This is a genomic window from Pseudomonadota bacterium (assembly GCA_039033415.1).
Classification (GTDB): Bacteria; Pseudomonadota; Gammaproteobacteria; order Xanthomonadales; family SZUA-38; genus JANQOZ01.
In genome coordinates this window covers 55,315-69,970 of the sequence record JBCCCR010000008.1, presented here as the reverse complement: position 1 = coordinate 69,970, position 14,656 = coordinate 55,315, and the positions used below count along the sequence as shown (strand labels likewise).

The window sequence follows — 14,656 nt, the reverse complement described above, 5'->3', positions numbered from 1 at the left end:
CGAAGGCACCTGCCAACGAGTTTCCGTCAGGCTTCGCCCTCAGCCTCGTCGTCGCGGGCCGGCATGCGGTTCAGCAGGATCTTCGAGAAGATGATCCCCAGCTCGTAGAGCACCCACATGGGCAGGGCCAAAAGGGTTTGCGAGATGATGTCGGGTGGCGTCAGCAGCATGCCGACGACAAACGCTCCGACGATGATGTACGGACGCTTTTCGTGCAGTGACTCCGCGGTGGTCACACCGAGGGCCAGCAAGATAAACACCACAATCGGCACCTCGAAGGCGAGCCCAAACGCAAAGAAGATCAGCAGTAGAAAATTCAGGTAATGCGCGATGTCCGGCATGAAGGTCACACCCTCGGGCGTAACCGCGTTGAAAAACGCAAACACCAGCGGAAACACCACGAAGTAGGCGAACGCGCAGCCTAAGTAAAACAGCGCGCAGCTGGAAACCAAAATAGGTACCGCAATGCGCTTTTCGTGGCTGTAGAGTCCTGGCGCGACGAAAGACCAGATCTGAAAAATAATCACCGGCATGGCCAGGAACACGCCGGTCAGCAGGGTCATCTTGAAGGGGGTCAGAAAGGGTGATGCCACCTCAACGGCCACCATGGTGACACCCTCAGGCAGTTCGTCGAGCAGCGGTGCAGCAAGGAAATTGTAGATGTCCCGGGAAAACGGCAGCAGGCAGAGGGTCACGATCAGCACCGCCAGCACGGCCCACATAACGCGCTGCCGAAGCTCGACCAGGTGGGACAGAAAGCTCTGTTCGGTATCGCCGGGTACGCCGTCGGCGAAGTCGTTGCTGTCGGAATCGGCGGGCGAACTCATGCGGTCTTGTCCGGGACGCTATCAGATGCGCCCGCTTGCTCATCGGCTTCGGCCGTCACGTCGCTGGCACCCTCTGCCATTTTGGCCGCATCACTCTCGTCCGAAGCTGCGTCAGTTTGGTTTGCTTCGGACGACTCGGGCTGATCAAAAGACATGGTCTCACCAGCGGATTTTTTCAGCGACTCGAGGTCTTTCATCGGTTCAGCCATCGCCGACTTGAGCTCTTCAGCGGGCTGCTTCATCGCTTCTTTGAACTCTTCGGCGTTGAGCTCCGCGGAGATCTCGGCCCGCACGTTGGCCCAGGTGCTGCGGGCCTTGCGCAGGTAGCCGCCCACGACTCGGGCGACTTTTGGCAGGCGTTCGGGTCCCAGCACCAGCAGCCCGATCACGCCGATGACGGAGAGCTCCCAAAAACCGATGTCAAACATGACTTGAGTCGCTGATCAGAAAATCAGGAGGTACCACTTTTTTCTTTGGCGCCCTCGGCTTCGCTGTTCATCGGCTCCGGCGGATCAGCTTCGAGCTTCTCTGGCTCGTCTTCGCTCATACCCTTGCGGAAACCTTTGATGGCGCTACCAAGGTCGCTGCCCATATTGCGGAGCTTCTTGGTGCCGAACAGCATCATGACGATCACCAAAATGATCAACAGCTGCCAAATACTGATTCCACCTAACATGACTTACCTCGTTATCGATGTCGCCACTGGCGACTTAACAGCCCACCATTGTGCATGATCACCGGTGACAAGGAAATGAACGTGAGTCACAGCTGAGGCACGCCACAACGGGGTTGTGTAGGGGAACCATACCGCTTGGGTGTGGCTTAGCGGCGCCCGCGATTGGCGTCGGTGAACCGCTGAGCCGAGCGGCGTGAAGCCAGGGGTGCCGCTCCCAGCAGCAGCACCAGCAGGATCAGTGCCCATTGGGAAAGCGTCGGAACCGGCTCGCCGGGTGATGGCGTGCCCGTGGTGCAGCCGTTGGGCGGCGCCACCGCCAGCGACTCGATACCGGGACGGGTCTGCGCAAATTCCTGGGCTTCGGCGGTCGCCAGATCAATCTGCAGGATGCGCCCTGGCAGAAACTCAAACGTTTCCGGGCGGGTACCGTCCAGCACCGCCCACAGCGTTCCGTCAGCGTCAAAGGCGAGACCAGCATCGTTGATCTCAAACCCCTGGATCTGACCGATCAGCGAGGAGGTGCCTGCCTCTACGTCAATGTCGTGCAAGGTACCGCCCGACGCCAAGGCCACGGTGCGGTCGCCGTAGCTGGCGATGGCGGTCATCGGGTTGCCGAGGCCACCGCTGGCGCCGATCACGCTGGCTTGTCCCGTCGTGACGTCGATCTCGTACAGCGACTGAGTCTCTTCCGCCACCAGCAGCAGCCGGTTGTCACAGGTGAAAGTCATCCCAAAATCGAGGTTGGATGCGGTCGAAAAGCCCAGATTGGGGCGCCGGTTGCCCACCGGCAGCGCGTTGACGGTTTCCGGGTTGACGACAAACACGGCTTTGGTTGCGTTGTCGACCGCGTAGAGCGTACCGTCGGGGCCGAAAGCGAGGCCTTCTACGTCTTCGAGGCTGGTGGGTAGCGGCCCAATAAATTCGGTGGCGCCGCTGAACAGATTGACGCGCAGGAGCTGGTCGGCGTCAAACTCGTCGTCGGAGTTTACGGCGAACCCAAAGCTCTGCGCGATAGCCGCAGCGGGCAGCACGACGCCGGCCACCAAAAGGCCCGCGATCGTGGCAATGGACCGGGTCAAGGGCATTGCTACTAACTTCACACCAGTTGTTTTAAGGTATCCATTAGCCGCTGTCGTCACTCAGCGACAACGGTCAACTTAGCAGATTTTTTCGGCAGATCATAGCGTTAGCGGTTTCCTCGGCGTGCTGGCCGGGGCCGTGTTGTCATCGAAGACGCAGCGAAAAATTGCCGGCAAGGACACGATATATAGTGTGAACACGGAAACCCAGACACAAGATCGTGGGCGAAACTCTGCCTACGATCATGGTTCCGCGGCGCGGGACGGCGTCTTGCTGCTCAACCTTGGCACCCCGGACGCGCCAAACGCCAGCGCTGTGCGGCGCTACCTTGCCCAATTCCTGTCAGATCGGCGGGTGGTGGATGCACCACGCTGGCTCTGGAAGATCATTCTTAACCTGGTGATACTGCGCGTCCGGCCAGGCCCCGTGGCCCGCAAATATGCGAGCATCTGGCACGAAGACGGGTCGCCGCTGCTGGTTTACAGCCAGCGGCTCACCGAGGCGGTCGCCGCCAAGCTCGGCAGCGGGCCGCGCGATGCGGACGATCAGTCCGGCGGCCCGGCCGTCGAGCTGGCGATGACCTACGGTAACCCGTCGATCCCGGCGGCGCTCGACGCCCTGGAGGCCCAAAACGTTCGACGGCTCCTGGTGCTACCGCTGTTTCCCCAGTATTCGTCCAGCACAACGGCGGCAGCCTTCGACGGCGTTGCCGCCTCGCTAGCCCGGCGCCGCTGGATACCGGAGCTGCGCTTCGTGAACACCTACCACGACCACCCGGCCTACATTCAGGCGCTGGCCGAGAGCGTGCGTGCGCACCAGGCTGATCACGGCCAGCCGCAGAAGCTGCTGATGTCGTTCCATGGGATTCCGCAGCGCTACTTTATGACCGGCGACCCCTACCACTGCCTTTGCCAGATGACCGCGCGACTGCTGGCCGAGGCGCTCGGGCTTCAGGATGACCAGTGGGAGCTCGCCTTCCAGTCACGCTTCGGCCGCGAGACCTGGCTGCAGCCCTACCTGGATCAGCGTCTGGAGGAGCTGCCGGGTGAAGGGGTCCAGGACGTGCAGGTCATCTGCCCGGGCTTTGCCGCTGACTGCCTGGAAACGCTCGAAGAGATCGCGATGGAAAACCGTGAACTGTTTGAGGAAGCGGGCGGCAAGCGGTACAGCTACATCCCCGCCCTCAACGAACAGTCCGATCACGCGGCCATGGTGGCCAAGCTGGTCGAGCAGCATGTCGGCGGCTGGCCCGGCTGGCAGCAGCTGCAGGAGACGCCATCCGACCTGGCTGCCCGGGTGGAACGGGCCCGGGCGCTCGGCGCCAGCGGCTGACGGTTCGTGACTGAGCAGACTGCGGCGTCGGCTCAGGGGGTCGGCCCGGGCGAGCGGCTGGTTGAGCTGAGCGCCGTCAGCAAGATCTACCCACCTGACCCGAGGCCCGTCCTGGACCAGCTCGATCTCAGCCTGTCCGCCGGTGAAAGTTTGGCGCTCGTCGGGCGCAGCGGCTCGGGCAAGACCACGCTGCTCAACCTGATCGCCGGCCTGCTGAAACCCGACGCCGGTCACGTTCGCGTCGCCGGCCACCAGCTGGCCACCCTGGACGAGAACGCCCTCGCGCAATTTCGGCGGCAGCAGCTCGGCATCGTGTTCCAATCGTTCAACCTGCTGCCCACCCTAACCGTCCGGGAAAATCTCGCGTTTCCGCTGGCCCTGAGTGGCCTGCCGGACGACGGGCGAAGCAGCGAATTGCTCGACGCCCTTGGCATCGCGGCGCTGCGGGACAAATTGCCCGAGGATTTGTCGGGCGGTGAGCAGCAGCGTGTGGCGGTGGCTCGGGCGCTCATTCACCAGCCACAGCTGGTTCTGGCGGACGAGCCGACCGGCAACCTGGATCTGGACAATGCTCACCAGGTGATCGAGCTACTGGTGAATCAATGCCGCGAACGCGGCGCCGGCCTGCTGCTGATCACCCACAGCTCTGAGCTATCCGCCCGAATGGACCGCACGCTGTCAATCAGCGAAGGTCGGCTGCTTCCCAGCGAACCCACGAATAACTCAGCGCGCGTCCTTTCCGCCTGAGAACGTGCCTTAAACACGCTTATGCACCTGTATTCCCTGCAGCTGAAAGCGTCCTGGCGCTATTTTGCGCGGCATCCTGGGCAGCTTGCGCTGGCACTCCTGGGGCTCGCCCTCGGGGTTGCCGCGGTGGTTTCGGTGGGCGCCGCGCGAGCGACGATCAGCGAGAGCTTCAGCCGGTTTTCTGACCAGCTGTCCGGCTCTGCCAGCCACCAGATCACCGGCGCAGAAGACTTTTTTGACGGCGGCGCTTTTGTGGCACTCCAGCGACGCTTTGCCGGGCTGGTGATGGCGCCTGTACTCAGCTTTGAGGTCAAGGATGCCAACAACCGCCGGCGGACCGTCCTCGGCATCGATCTGCTGCGCGAGGCCCGGCTGCGGGACTTCACCGGCAGCTACGCGGGTGAAGCCGGTTTTCCGCTGGCGGACTGGCTGGGCGGAGAGCCGCTCGTCCTGGCCGGTGAGCCGGTAGGGAGTGAGGTCCGACTGGCCACGCCCACGGACACCGCCGCGCTGACGGTGGCGGCGAGGCTGGACCCATCGCTGGTCAGCGGCGCCGAGGAGCTGTTGATTGTTGACCTCAGCCAGGCGGCCTCGCTGCTGGCGATGACGCGCGGTTCGGTCGCTGAGCCCCCGCCGCCGCTGCCGCTCAGTCGTATCGACCTGGCGCTTGATGATGCGGACGAAACGGCACTCGAAGCGCAGCTGGTTGAACTAAGAGCCGCGCTGCCGGCGAAGCTGACGCTGCGAGCCGTCGGGAACTCCAGCAATGCGGGTATGAGCCGGGCCCTGGAGCTCAACCTGCTGGCGCTCAGCCTTCTGGCGCTGCTCGTTGGCGCCTTTATCGTGTTCAACACGCTGCGATTTTTTGTCCTGCAGCGCCAACAGGTCTACGCGTTTTGCCGGCTGCTCGGGCTGACCCGTCGCGACATCACGCGGTGGATCCTGCTTGAGGCCTGCCTGCTGGGGGTGCTGGGTACCGGTCTCGGGATGCTGCTGGGACTGTGGCTCGCTGACGCGGTCATGGCGCAGATGGCGGGTACGGTCAGTCAGCTGTATTACGAGGTGGTGAGCCGCAGCGCCCGCATTTCGCCGCTGCTCTGGGCGCAGGCCGCGGTGCTGGGATTGCTGGGTTCACTGGCGGCGGCGCTGTGGCCGGCACTGACCGCGGCACGACAAAGCCCGCTGGCCCAGGCGCGGAGCACCGAGCGGACCGCCGCGTCCTCAAGGCTCACCTGGCAGCTGGTCACCCTCGGTACGTTCGCCTTGGCCCTGGCGGTTCTGCTCCAGCTCAACGCGAGCCTGATCAGCGCTCTGGCCGCGGTTTTTCTGGTCGCCGTCGGCTGGATCGCCATCGCTATCCCGCTGGCGGTCAGGCTGCTGGGTTCCCTGCCCGTTGGGGTGGCCGGCCGACCTCTCGCCGGCTTTGCCCGAGCCCGCCTGCCCCAGACGTTAAGCCGGACCGGTGCCGCGCTGGCGGCGCTGATCCTGGCGGTGGCCACCGTCATTGGTGTCGACCACATGATCTCGAGTTTTCGCGGCAGCGTGGTGGGCTGGCTTAACGTGAGCCTGAGCGCGGATGCGTACCTCCGCAACGGCGCTGAAAACGCGTCGATCAGCCCTGAGGTTCTCCGCCGGGTGCGTTCGAGTGACGGTGTGCGGGAGGTCGCGCGCTACGTCAGCCGCAGCTGGCCCGAGGAGGCGGGCGTCAGCCGGCTGTCGGCTCAGGACCTGACCGCCGAGGGGCGGGATTCGTACGAATTCATGACACCCTGGTCCGGCAATGATTGGCGTCGGTGGCATCGCGAGCCTGTGGCGCTCATCAGCGAGACGCTCGCCCGACGGCTGTCGCTGCAACCGGCCGATCGGATCAGCGTGCCGGGGCCCACGGGGCCAGTACGGCTTAAGGTTGGCGCGGTGTTCAAGGATTACCGGGCCGACGGAGGCCGGGCGATTATTCATCTGGATCAATATCAGCAGATCTGGTCGGACCTCGACGTCACCTCGGCGGCGGTGTACTTCGAACCAGGTCAGGCTGAGGCCGGGTTTGTTCGGCTGCGGGAAACTCTGGCGCAGTCAGATAGTCCGGCGTTTGCTGATCTTGAGCTGGGGGAAACGGGGGAAATCCGGCGGCGCTCGCTGGAAGTCTTTGACCAGACGTTTCAGCTGACCCGAGGGCTGAAATGGCTCGCCGCGATCGTTGCCTTTGTCGGCGTCCTGAGCGCCATCCTTGCGCTGCAGCTGGAGCGTCGCCGCGAGTCGAGCCTGCTGCATTGCCTGGGACTCACGCGGCGGCAGATCGGCACCCTGCTGCTGCTGGAATCGGCTGGGCTCGGACTCACGGCCGCGCTGCTGGCCGCGCCGCTCGGCGCTGCGCTGGCCTGGCTGCTGACCGGCGTCGTCAATACTCGAGCCTTTGGCTGGACGCTCTATGTCGACTGGCAATGGACCACGTTTGCGCTGGGCGGTGGGCTGGCGCTGGTTGCCGCGGTGCTGGCGGCGCTGCCGCCTGCCCTGAGCTTTAACCGCCCAGCGGTGCCGCGGTCGTGACGATGCGCGGCTTGCTTGGCCTGGCGGTGGTACTGCTGCTGGGCTGTGGTGCTGAGCCACCACCGGTCACCGATCTGCAGCAGACGCTCGGCGGCGAGGCTGACCCGGGTTTCCGTCGGGCGGTGGCTCCGCGTGCCTTTGAATTTCCTGCAGATCACGGTGCCCATCCCGAGTACCAAACCGAGTGGTGGTATTTCACCGGTCATTTGGCGCTGGCCGGGGACGCGGCCGCCAGCGCGCCGCCGAGACGCTTCGGCTATCAGCTCACGTTTTTCCGGCAGGCGCTCAAGCCCGACAGCCCGGCGTCAAACCCTGTCGGATGGTCGACGGGACAGCTGTACCTGGCTCACTTCGCGGTGAGCGACCTCGACGGCGGCCGCTTTTTCCACGACCAGCGTCTGAGCCGGGGTGCCGCGGGGCTGGCCGCGGCGGCGACCGGTCGGCTCTCCGTCGACCTGGATGACTGGTCCGCGCACTGGCGCGATGACGGAATTGTGCTTCGGGCGACCGGTGAGGAGGTGGCTCTGGAGCTGAACCTGACGCCGGTCAGTCCGGTGATCCCGCACGGGGACAACGGCCTGAGCATCAAGGGTGCGGGGCCTGGCAACGCCAGCTACTATTACTCGATTCCTGAGCTGGCGAGCAGCGGCACGCTGACGCTGGCGGGTGAGCGGCTGCCGGTGCGCGGCAGCAGCTGGCTCGACCGGGAGTGGAGCACGAGCGTGCTGTCCAAGAATCAGACTGGCTGGGACTGGTTCAGTCTCCAGCTGGGAGCCGGACGTTACCTGATGCTGTTTCAGCTCCGCGACGCCGAGGGCCGGGCAGATGGGTATGCGGCCGGCTCGCTGGTTGATGGAGACCAGCGTCTGCAGCTGACCGCTAAAGATTTTGTGCTCAGCCCGGGCGGCTACTGGCGCAGCCCCCACAGCGACGCCCGTTATCCGCTCCGCTGGCGGCTGGAGCTACCGGGCCAGCAGCTCGCGCTGACGGTGGAAGCGATGCTCGACGATCAGGAATTGAATCAGACCTTCCGGTATTGGGAGGGTGCAGTGCGCGCCAACGGCCGCTGGGGCACAGAGGAGCTCAGCGCCAACGGCTATCTGGAGATGACCGGTTATGACAGAGCCCAGTGAGGCAACGCCCCGCAACCTGAGCCTTCAGGTAGGCGGTTTCGACCTGACGGCTCGAGAGTACGGGCCGCCCGAGGGGTCGCCCGTGCTTGCGCTCCACGGCTGGATGGATCACGCCGACAGCTTTGCGCCGCTGGCGCCGCACCTGGCTGGCTGTCGGGTCGTCGCGTTGGATCTTCCTGGCCATGGGCTGACGGAGATGGGCGACAAAGGTCACTGGTTCCACTACATCGACAATGTGCCGCTCGTGTTCCAGACGCTGACGGTTCTTGGCTGGGACCGCTGCCACCTGATTGGGCACTCCATGGGTGGAGGTCTCGGCGCCCTGCTGGCGGCAACATTCCCCGAGCGTTTCGCCTCGTTTGTGAGCATCGACATGCTCGGCCCGATCAGCGGACCGGAAAACCACGTGGTGCAGCAGCTGCGCAAGGGGGTCCTCGACCGTAGCGGAGGGCTGAAGCAGCGCTACTTCGCCACCTATGATGAAGCGCTGGCCGCCCGGGAAAATGAACACTTTCCACTCGCGCTTTGCCGCGTCCTTGGAGAACGAGGCATCGTCGAGACCGACCGAGGCTACACTTGGCTGGGGGACCGGCGCCTTAAGTGGTCCTCACTGCAGCGCTACACGGAGGCGCAGGTCCGGGAAATCCTGGCGGCGATCGAGTGCCCGGTGCTGGTCCTGCTGGCGGAGCAGCATCGCTACCCCCAGATGGTCCAGCTCCTGAAAAAGCGGGAGGGCATCTGCCCGCAGGAGACGGTGATCACGGCGCCAGGCGGCCATCATCTTCATATGGAACATCCACAGATCTGCGCTGAACATATCCTGGCGTTTTACGCCGGTTTGGAAGCCAGGGGATCGATCGCCGAAGAGGCGAACCTCAGCTGAAAGGACCGTTCAGCCTGACGACGCCGTAGTTGACGATCGCCGCTAACGATACCCAGGCGAGGTAGGGGAGCAGCAGCCAGCCGGCCACCCTGCGACGGCGGCCGCACACCACCGCAAGCACCAAAATCGACGCCCACAGCATGGGAACCTGCAGCAGGGCCCAGTCCGGCCGCTTGAGGTGAAAAAACAGCAGCGACCACAGCACGTTCATGCCCGCGTTAAAGGCCAGCGCGCCGATCAACACACCGCGACGCTGCTCGCTCGCCCACCAGGCCAGCACGCCGGCGGTGGCTGTCAGGGTAAAGATGGTGGTCCAGACCGGACCGAAGACCCAGTCCGGGGGTTTGATGTCGGGTTGCGTGAGGTTCTGGTACCAGGGCCCGAGATCGGTCAGCGAGCCGCCGAGCGCCGATACGCTCACCGCACAGGCAACGGCTACGATGATGGCCGGCCAGCGGCGCGAGGGAATTACCCTCATAGTCGGCGGGACGGAATGAGACCGGTCATGCTGCCCGCGGGAAAATCAGTGCGGATCGGTGCGCGCGATTCCCAAGAGGTGCGCCAGATCTTTGAAGAAGATACGCACGTGGGCAACCGGCTTGGCGCGGACCAAACGCTTGTTCATATAGGCTTCCCAGGTCAGACGCTGTACGTCCGGGTCGCGACAAATGCTGACAAAACGCTCACGACGCTTCTCGCTGTTGTACCAGAACTTCTGCATGATCCCGAGCACCCAGAAAATCCGGCCGTGAAGCCGCATAAAGCGTTTGCGTGCGGTCTTTAGCGCCGCAACCTTGCCGGTACGCAGAACCTGGGCACAGGCGTCAGCGGCCAGGCGGCCGCTGAGCATGGCGTAGTAAATGCCCTCGCCCGATGCCGGCGCGACGGCGCCGGCGGCGTCGCCGGACACCAGCACGTCCCGACCGTTGTCCCAGCGCTTCAGCGCCTTGAGAGGAATCGGCGCGCCTTCGGTGCGGACCGTGGGGGCGTCCTCGAGGCCTGAGCCTTCACGCAGAATCTTAACCGAGCCTCGGAGCGAGTGGCCTTTGACCGCCGTCCCCATTCCTATGCTGGTTTCCTCGCCGTGGGGAAACACCCAGCCGTAAAAATCCGGAGACACCCGACCCTGGTAGTAAACGTCGCAACGCTCAGGATCAAAACCCTCGCGCGGTTCACTCGGCGATTTGACGATCTCGTGGTAGGCAAACACCTTCGCCAGCTCTTTGGCGTTGGGGATGTGTTCCTTGGCAACCCGGGATGCGGCGCCATCAGCGCCGATCACGAGCTTCGCGCGGACCCGGTGTTCCTCGCCCGCTTTGTCGACGAAGCGAACGATGGGGCCGGGCTGATCGTCGCGCAGCAGCTCCTTGTAGTCGCCGGTGCAGCGCGTGGCGCCGGTCTTTTCCGCACGATTGCGCAGCCATTCATCGAACGTGCCGCGGTTGACCATGCCGACCCAACCGCCGATGTCCATGTCTACCGCAGTATGGCTCGGAGCGATCATGCGCGCGGTTGTCACCTTGGCCTCCAGCTGGCTGTGGGGGATATCGAACTCCTCCACGAGCTTGGGAGGGACAGCGCCGCCGCAGGGTTTGATGCGACCATCTTTGTCCAGCAGCATGACCTTATGACCCATGGCAGCGAGGTCATTGGCCGCGGTGGCGCCGGTTGGGCCGCCGCCCACTACAACTACGTCATACTGCTGCATCGCTGATCTCCAAAGAAGGTTTTGACCGCTCGGCCGCTGAACGGCGTCCGAGGCTGACCGCCAGCGCTGTGGCGATCACAAACAAGGCCGACTGCACGGCAAACGCCAGGCCGTAGGCGCTGGCGGTGGAAACACCCTGCCAGTGCGACAGGTCAACCACGGCGGTACCGATGATGCCGCCGAGCCCAAAGGCGACGGCCTGGGCGGCGCCCCACAGGCCCATCCGCACGCCGTCGCGCTGCCGATGGCCTTCGCTGACCAACGTCATCATGCTCCCAATCGCGGCCACGGCGAACACTCCGTTGGCCAGCCCGAGGGAAAACACGAGCCCGTGCAGCGGCCAGGGTGGGCCGCTCAGCGCCGCCACGCAGACCAGCGCCAGCATCAGCGCGGAGCCGGCGCAGCCGGCGACGGTGCAGCGCCGCAGAACGTCGTGGCGTCCCTTGGCCAGACCGCTGCCCACCAGCGCCACCAGCAGCATGCCGAGCATGACGCCGCCATGCTGCACGCTGCCGAGCTGCGTGGACTCGCCGGGCGTCAGCCCGAACACCGCGCCTGCGAAGGGCTCCAGCAGCAGATCCTGCGCGCTGTAGGCCAGCATGGACATGAAAACAAACACCGAAAAGCGCCGGGTGCGTGGCTCGGACCACACCTCCCGCATGGCGGTGATGAACTCAGCTTTGTCCGGTGAGGCCTCCGGCTCAACCACCCGGCGGGCATAGCGGGCTTCGATGCCCCAGACCGCCAGCGCGGTCGTCAGCAGGGCCACCGCGCTGACCGCGCCGGTGAGCGCGACCAGGCGCGCGTAGCTGAACGGGTCGAGGAGCTGCCCGACAATCGCGGTGGTAATAATGAAGCCCGCGATCATCGTGACCCAGGTGATGGTGGCCGCCGCGGCTCGCCGCGCCGGGCTGACGGTAGCCGACAGCAGTACCAGCAGCGATGTGCCGGCGGCGCCAACCCCGCCGCCGATCAGCAGGAAGGCAGCGGCTGAGAGGGCCACGCCGGCCACGGTTGAAACGGTCATCAATGCGGTGGCGGCGGCAGCCAGGACCCCACCGAGGCCCAGCACGGCGATGCCGCCGATGATCCACGGGGTGCGTCGCCCGCCCCGGTCCGAGCCGTGGCCGAAGCGAGGCCGCAGAATCTGGATGCCGTAATGCATCGCAACCAGCAGGCCCGGAAGGATGGCTGGCAGCGCCAGCTCGACCACCATGACCCGGTTCAGGGTTGAGGTGGTCAGCACAACAATGGCGCCCAGCGAAGCCTGCACCAGCCCCAGCCGGAAGATGCCCACCCAGCCCAGGCCGCCGGCGCTCATGCCAGCACCTCCAGACGAAGCGCAAAGGCGCTGACGAGCATGCCGAGCACGTATAGCGTCACTCCCGTGCCGTTGTACCAGGGAGCGAGCCCTTCCGGGTCCCGCAGCATTTTTTTCATGGCCAGGAGCTGCAGCAGCACGCCAAGACCAACCGCCGCCGCAAAAGGAACGGCCTGCCAGTAAACCAGCAGCCCGATTACCGCCAGCTGCGGCAGCGTCATCACCCAGCACGCGACCCTTGCCGCGCGCTCCGGGCCCAGCTGCACCGGCAGCGATCGAACGCCCAGCAGGTGATCCCCTTTCAGGGCCTTAAAGTCGTTGAGCGTCATGATTCCGTGCGCGCCAACCGAGTAAAGCAGCGCGAGCGAGATGATCTCCCAGCCCGGCAACGTCCCACTCAGCGCCGCAGCCGCGGTAAACCACGGCAGACCTTCATAACAAAGACCTGCCGCCCCATTGCCCCACCAGCCGTTGAGCTTGAGGCGGGCCGGCGGCGCGCTGTAGGCCCAGGCAAGGAGCAGACCCAAGGAGCTGGCGGCCAGCACCCACACGCCCAGAGCGGCGGCAACGGCGATGGACACCGCCGACCAGAGGATGGCAAACCACAGCCCGATGCGCCCGGGCACCCGTCCGGACGGAATCGGTCGGTTCGGCTCGTTGACCGCATCAACGTGGCGGTCGAACCAGTCGTTGACCACCTGGCTGGTGCCGCACAGCAGCGGGCCAGCGAGTGCAATCCCACCGACCACAAACCACCAGCGGCCTTCAAACGTCGCGCGTGACGAAACCAGGCCGCAGCCGAAGGCCCACATGGGTGGGAACCAGGTGATCGGTTTTAGGAGTTCAAGCAGGGCCAGGGGCTTCAGCCCGGGAGCGGCGGTTTGGACTGCGGTGGCCTGCATAGTAAAGGAGACGGTAGCGCGACTAGGGGTAAGTGTCAACGAAACGTGACAGTCACGGAGTATTGACAGTCAGGCCGGCACATCGGCTCGTTACTTGTCGGAGCCGTTGCCGTCAGCGATGCCGTAGCGGCGCAGCTTCACGTAGAGGCTTTGCCGGGACAGCCCCAGCATGTCGGCCGCGGAGGCCCGATTGTTGGTAGTCAGCTCGAGCGCTGCCTGGATACACAGGCGCTCGATCAGGTCTGTGGTTTCCCGTACAAGATCTTTCAGCGGGACCCGACCCACCAGTTCGGTCATCTGCTCTAGCGACTTGCCGAGCGGCTGTTTGACAAACTTCTCTTCCGTTTCGCCGCGGCTGGCGCTGCGCAGCTGGCGAATGACAAAACCCAGGCACGGCGGCTCGGCGTCGCTGGCCGATACGCCCGACAGCTCAACTTCCAGCGGGGTGCCAAACTCCGGACTGACCGTGGTGCTGTACTGGCGGACCACGCCACGCTGGCTGAGGTTTTTGCGGATCACCCGCATATCAACGCCGGAGCGTCCCAGCCAGCGCTCAAGAGGCTGATTCTTCAGCTGGGCTTCGCTGCCCAGCTGACACATGCGCACAAACGCCTCGTTGCCGGCCAGAATCTGGCCGTCCATGTCGGTGATCACAAAACCGTCGGATGATTCGCGAACCACCGCCAGCGTCGACATTGCCTCATCGCTGCGGTCCGGCAGCAGCTGGCGATCGCTGGGCGTTAGATGAATCAGGTAGAGCATCGCGTCGTCCTGCCGGAGCAGGGTTGCGGAGAGCTGGCATTCGCGGCCGTCCTGCAGCTTGACCTTCAGCTCCCGCCCCTGACCCGCGGAGCGCGACTCGGCGAGCAGCTCGGTCAGGTCGATGTCCCGCAGGTAATCGGCCAGCGAGCGCCGAACCAGCTTCGCCACGGACTCGCCAAGCAGCTGAGCCGCTGCTGGATTCGCTTCCTGGATGGAACGACCGTCAGCGTCAAGGATCAGGATGGCCTCTGCGGCCAGCTGAAAGAGCATGCGATACCGGGTTTCGGCGTGATGCAGGCGCGCGTACTCATTTTCCATCGAGTGCTGCACGTCGAGCAGCTGCTGCTGCACCTGGGACAATGGGCGCAGGTCCTTACCGAGCACAATCGCGTGATCCTGACAATTAAAGGAGCGATACATAATCGGCAGATCGAGCCCGGTGCTGGTCGGGTGGTTCACCTGACGCCAGCGTGATTGTGAGCCGCTCTGTTCGGCCATCAGCGCCTCGATCTTCGGCCGCGATTCGACGGTGACTGTGTCCACCCAGGGCTGGCCGACCCAGTCCGGGGCGCCGGCCATCGCGCCTTTGGGATCTTCCACCGCGACGTCTCGAACCACACCCTGACTGTCGACGATCAGCGCCAGGTCGTTGGCGCCGGAGACGATCGTCGCCAGCTGTGCCGGGCTCAGGTCAGCGAAATAGTTTTCGCCGAGAGTCGAAGAATTTTTGTCAGCCAC

14 protein-coding genes are annotated in these 14,656 nt (G+C 64.6%); 5 read left to right on the top strand and 9 right to left on the bottom strand.

Features of this window, described 5'->3' with window-relative positions; genetic code table 11:
• Positions 1 to 26: 26 nt before the first annotated feature.
• The 4 genes from tatC to AAF358_08310 all read right to left on the bottom strand — a co-directional run bounded on the left by tatC (position 27) and on the right by AAF358_08310 (position 2,582).
• Positions 27 to 827, bottom strand: a complete 801-nt coding sequence (gene tatC / locus AAF358_08325) for a twin-arginine translocase subunit TatC (protein MEM7705541.1) — start codon at positions 825 to 827, stop codon at positions 27 to 29.
• The gene (tatB, locus tag AAF358_08320) at positions 824 to 1,255 is read right to left on the bottom strand and encodes a Sec-independent protein translocase protein TatB (GenBank protein MEM7705540.1); all 432 of its coding nucleotides are present in this window, start codon (positions 1,253 to 1,255) and stop codon (positions 824 to 826) included. The genes tatC and tatB overlap by 4 nt, the downstream gene beginning before the upstream one ends.
• A 23-nt stretch (positions 1,256 to 1,278) precedes the next feature.
• The gene (tatA, locus tag AAF358_08315) at positions 1,279 to 1,503 is read right to left on the bottom strand and encodes a Sec-independent protein translocase subunit TatA (protein ID MEM7705539.1); all 225 of its coding nucleotides are present in this window, start codon (positions 1,501 to 1,503) and stop codon (positions 1,279 to 1,281) included.
• 146 nt (positions 1,504 to 1,649) lie between these two features.
• A complete protein-coding gene (locus AAF358_08310) occupies positions 1,650 to 2,582 on the bottom strand; it encodes an IPTL-CTERM sorting domain-containing protein (protein ID MEM7705538.1) in 933 nt (310 codons plus the stop codon).
• A gap of 193 nt (positions 2,583 to 2,775) precedes the next feature.
• Here AAF358_08310 and hemH point away from each other — a divergent pair, with 193 nt between their 5' ends.
• The 5 genes from hemH to AAF358_08285 are packed head-to-tail and all read left to right on the top strand — an operon-like array spanning position 2,776 to position 9,225.
• Positions 2,776 to 3,915, top strand: coding sequence for a ferrochelatase (hemH, locus tag AAF358_08305; GenBank protein ID MEM7705537.1), 1,140 nt, complete (start codon positions 2,776 to 2,778; stop codon positions 3,913 to 3,915).
• Positions 3,916 to 3,921: 6 nt separating this feature from the next.
• Positions 3,922 to 4,662 (top strand): ABC transporter ATP-binding protein, encoded by a 741-nt coding sequence (locus tag AAF358_08300; protein ID MEM7705536.1) that lies wholly within the window; start codon positions 3,922 to 3,924, stop codon positions 4,660 to 4,662.
• A 21-nt stretch (positions 4,663 to 4,683) separates the two neighbouring features.
• On the top strand, positions 4,684 to 7,209 hold the full coding sequence (locus AAF358_08295) for an FtsX-like permease family protein (protein ID MEM7705535.1): 2,526 nt from the start codon (positions 4,684 to 4,686) through the stop codon (positions 7,207 to 7,209).
• Between the two features lie 2 nt (positions 7,210 to 7,211).
• Positions 7,212 to 8,342 (top strand): lipocalin-like domain-containing protein, encoded by a 1,131-nt coding sequence (locus tag AAF358_08290; GenBank protein MEM7705534.1) that lies wholly within the window; start codon positions 7,212 to 7,214, stop codon positions 8,340 to 8,342.
• Positions 8,326 to 9,225: an alpha/beta hydrolase gene (locus AAF358_08285; GenBank protein ID MEM7705533.1), complete on the top strand. Its 900-nt coding sequence runs from the start codon at positions 8,326 to 8,328 to the stop codon at positions 9,223 to 9,225. The genes AAF358_08290 and AAF358_08285 overlap by 17 nt, the downstream gene beginning before the upstream one ends.
• Here AAF358_08285 and AAF358_08280 read toward each other — a convergent pair.
• From AAF358_08280 to ppsR, 5 genes are all read right to left on the bottom strand, one after another.
• Entirely contained in the window at positions 9,218 to 9,703 is a 486-nt protein-coding gene (locus AAF358_08280; GenBank protein MEM7705532.1) for a TspO/MBR family protein, read from the bottom strand. The two genes, AAF358_08285 and AAF358_08280, sit on opposite strands and share 8 nt — an antisense overlap.
• Before the next feature lie 45 nt (positions 9,704 to 9,748).
• Positions 9,749 to 10,933 carry a geranylgeranyl diphosphate reductase gene (locus AAF358_08275; GenBank protein ID MEM7705531.1) on the bottom strand — a complete coding sequence of 395 codons (1,185 nt, stop codon included), beginning with the start codon at positions 10,931 to 10,933 and terminating at the stop codon, positions 9,749 to 9,751.
• Entirely contained in the window at positions 10,920 to 12,254 is a 1,335-nt protein-coding gene (locus tag AAF358_08270; protein ID MEM7705530.1) for a BCD family MFS transporter, read from the bottom strand. The genes AAF358_08275 and AAF358_08270 overlap by 14 nt, the downstream gene beginning before the upstream one ends.
• Positions 12,251 to 13,156 carry a chlorophyll synthase ChlG gene (gene chlG, locus AAF358_08265; protein MEM7705529.1) on the bottom strand — a complete coding sequence of 302 codons (906 nt, stop codon included), beginning with the start codon at positions 13,154 to 13,156 and terminating at the stop codon, positions 12,251 to 12,253. The genes AAF358_08270 and chlG overlap by 4 nt, the downstream gene beginning before the upstream one ends.
• Positions 13,157 to 13,246: 90 nt before the next feature.
• Positions 13,247 to 14,656 (bottom strand): transcriptional regulator PpsR, encoded by a 1,410-nt coding sequence (ppsR, locus tag AAF358_08260; protein ID MEM7705528.1) that lies wholly within the window; start codon positions 14,654 to 14,656, stop codon positions 13,247 to 13,249.

Bases quoted from the DNA above. Each gene is read 5' to 3' on its own strand.
- AAF358_08275 (MEM7705531.1), bottom strand. From the start codon at position 10,933: ATGCAGCAGTATGACGTAGTTGTAGTGGGCGGCGGCCCAACCGGCGCC.
- tatA (MEM7705539.1), bottom strand. From the start codon at position 1,503: ATGTTAGGTGGAATCAGTATTTGGCAGCTGTTGATCATTTTGGTGATC.
- chlG (MEM7705529.1), bottom strand. From the start codon at position 13,156: ATGCAGGCCACCGCAGTCCAAACCGCCGCTCCCGGGCTGAAGCCCCTG.
- AAF358_08285 (MEM7705533.1), top strand. From the start codon at position 8,326: ATGACAGAGCCCAGTGAGGCAACGCCCCGCAACCTGAGCCTTCAGGTA.
- AAF358_08295 (MEM7705535.1), top strand. From the start codon at position 4,684: ATGCACCTGTATTCCCTGCAGCTGAAAGCGTCCTGGCGCTATTTTGCG.
- AAF358_08290 (MEM7705534.1), top strand. From the start codon at position 7,212: ATGCGCGGCTTGCTTGGCCTGGCGGTGGTACTGCTGCTGGGCTGTGGT.
- AAF358_08280 (MEM7705532.1), bottom strand. From the start codon at position 9,703: ATGAGGGTAATTCCCTCGCGCCGCTGGCCGGCCATCATCGTAGCCGTT.
- tatB (MEM7705540.1), bottom strand. From the start codon at position 1,255: ATGTTTGACATCGGTTTTTGGGAGCTCTCCGTCATCGGCGTGATCGGG.
- tatC (MEM7705541.1), bottom strand. From the start codon at position 827: ATGAGTTCGCCCGCCGATTCCGACAGCAACGACTTCGCCGACGGCGTA.
- AAF358_08270 (MEM7705530.1), bottom strand. From the start codon at position 12,254: ATGAGCGCCGGCGGCCTGGGCTGGGTGGGCATCTTCCGGCTGGGGCTG.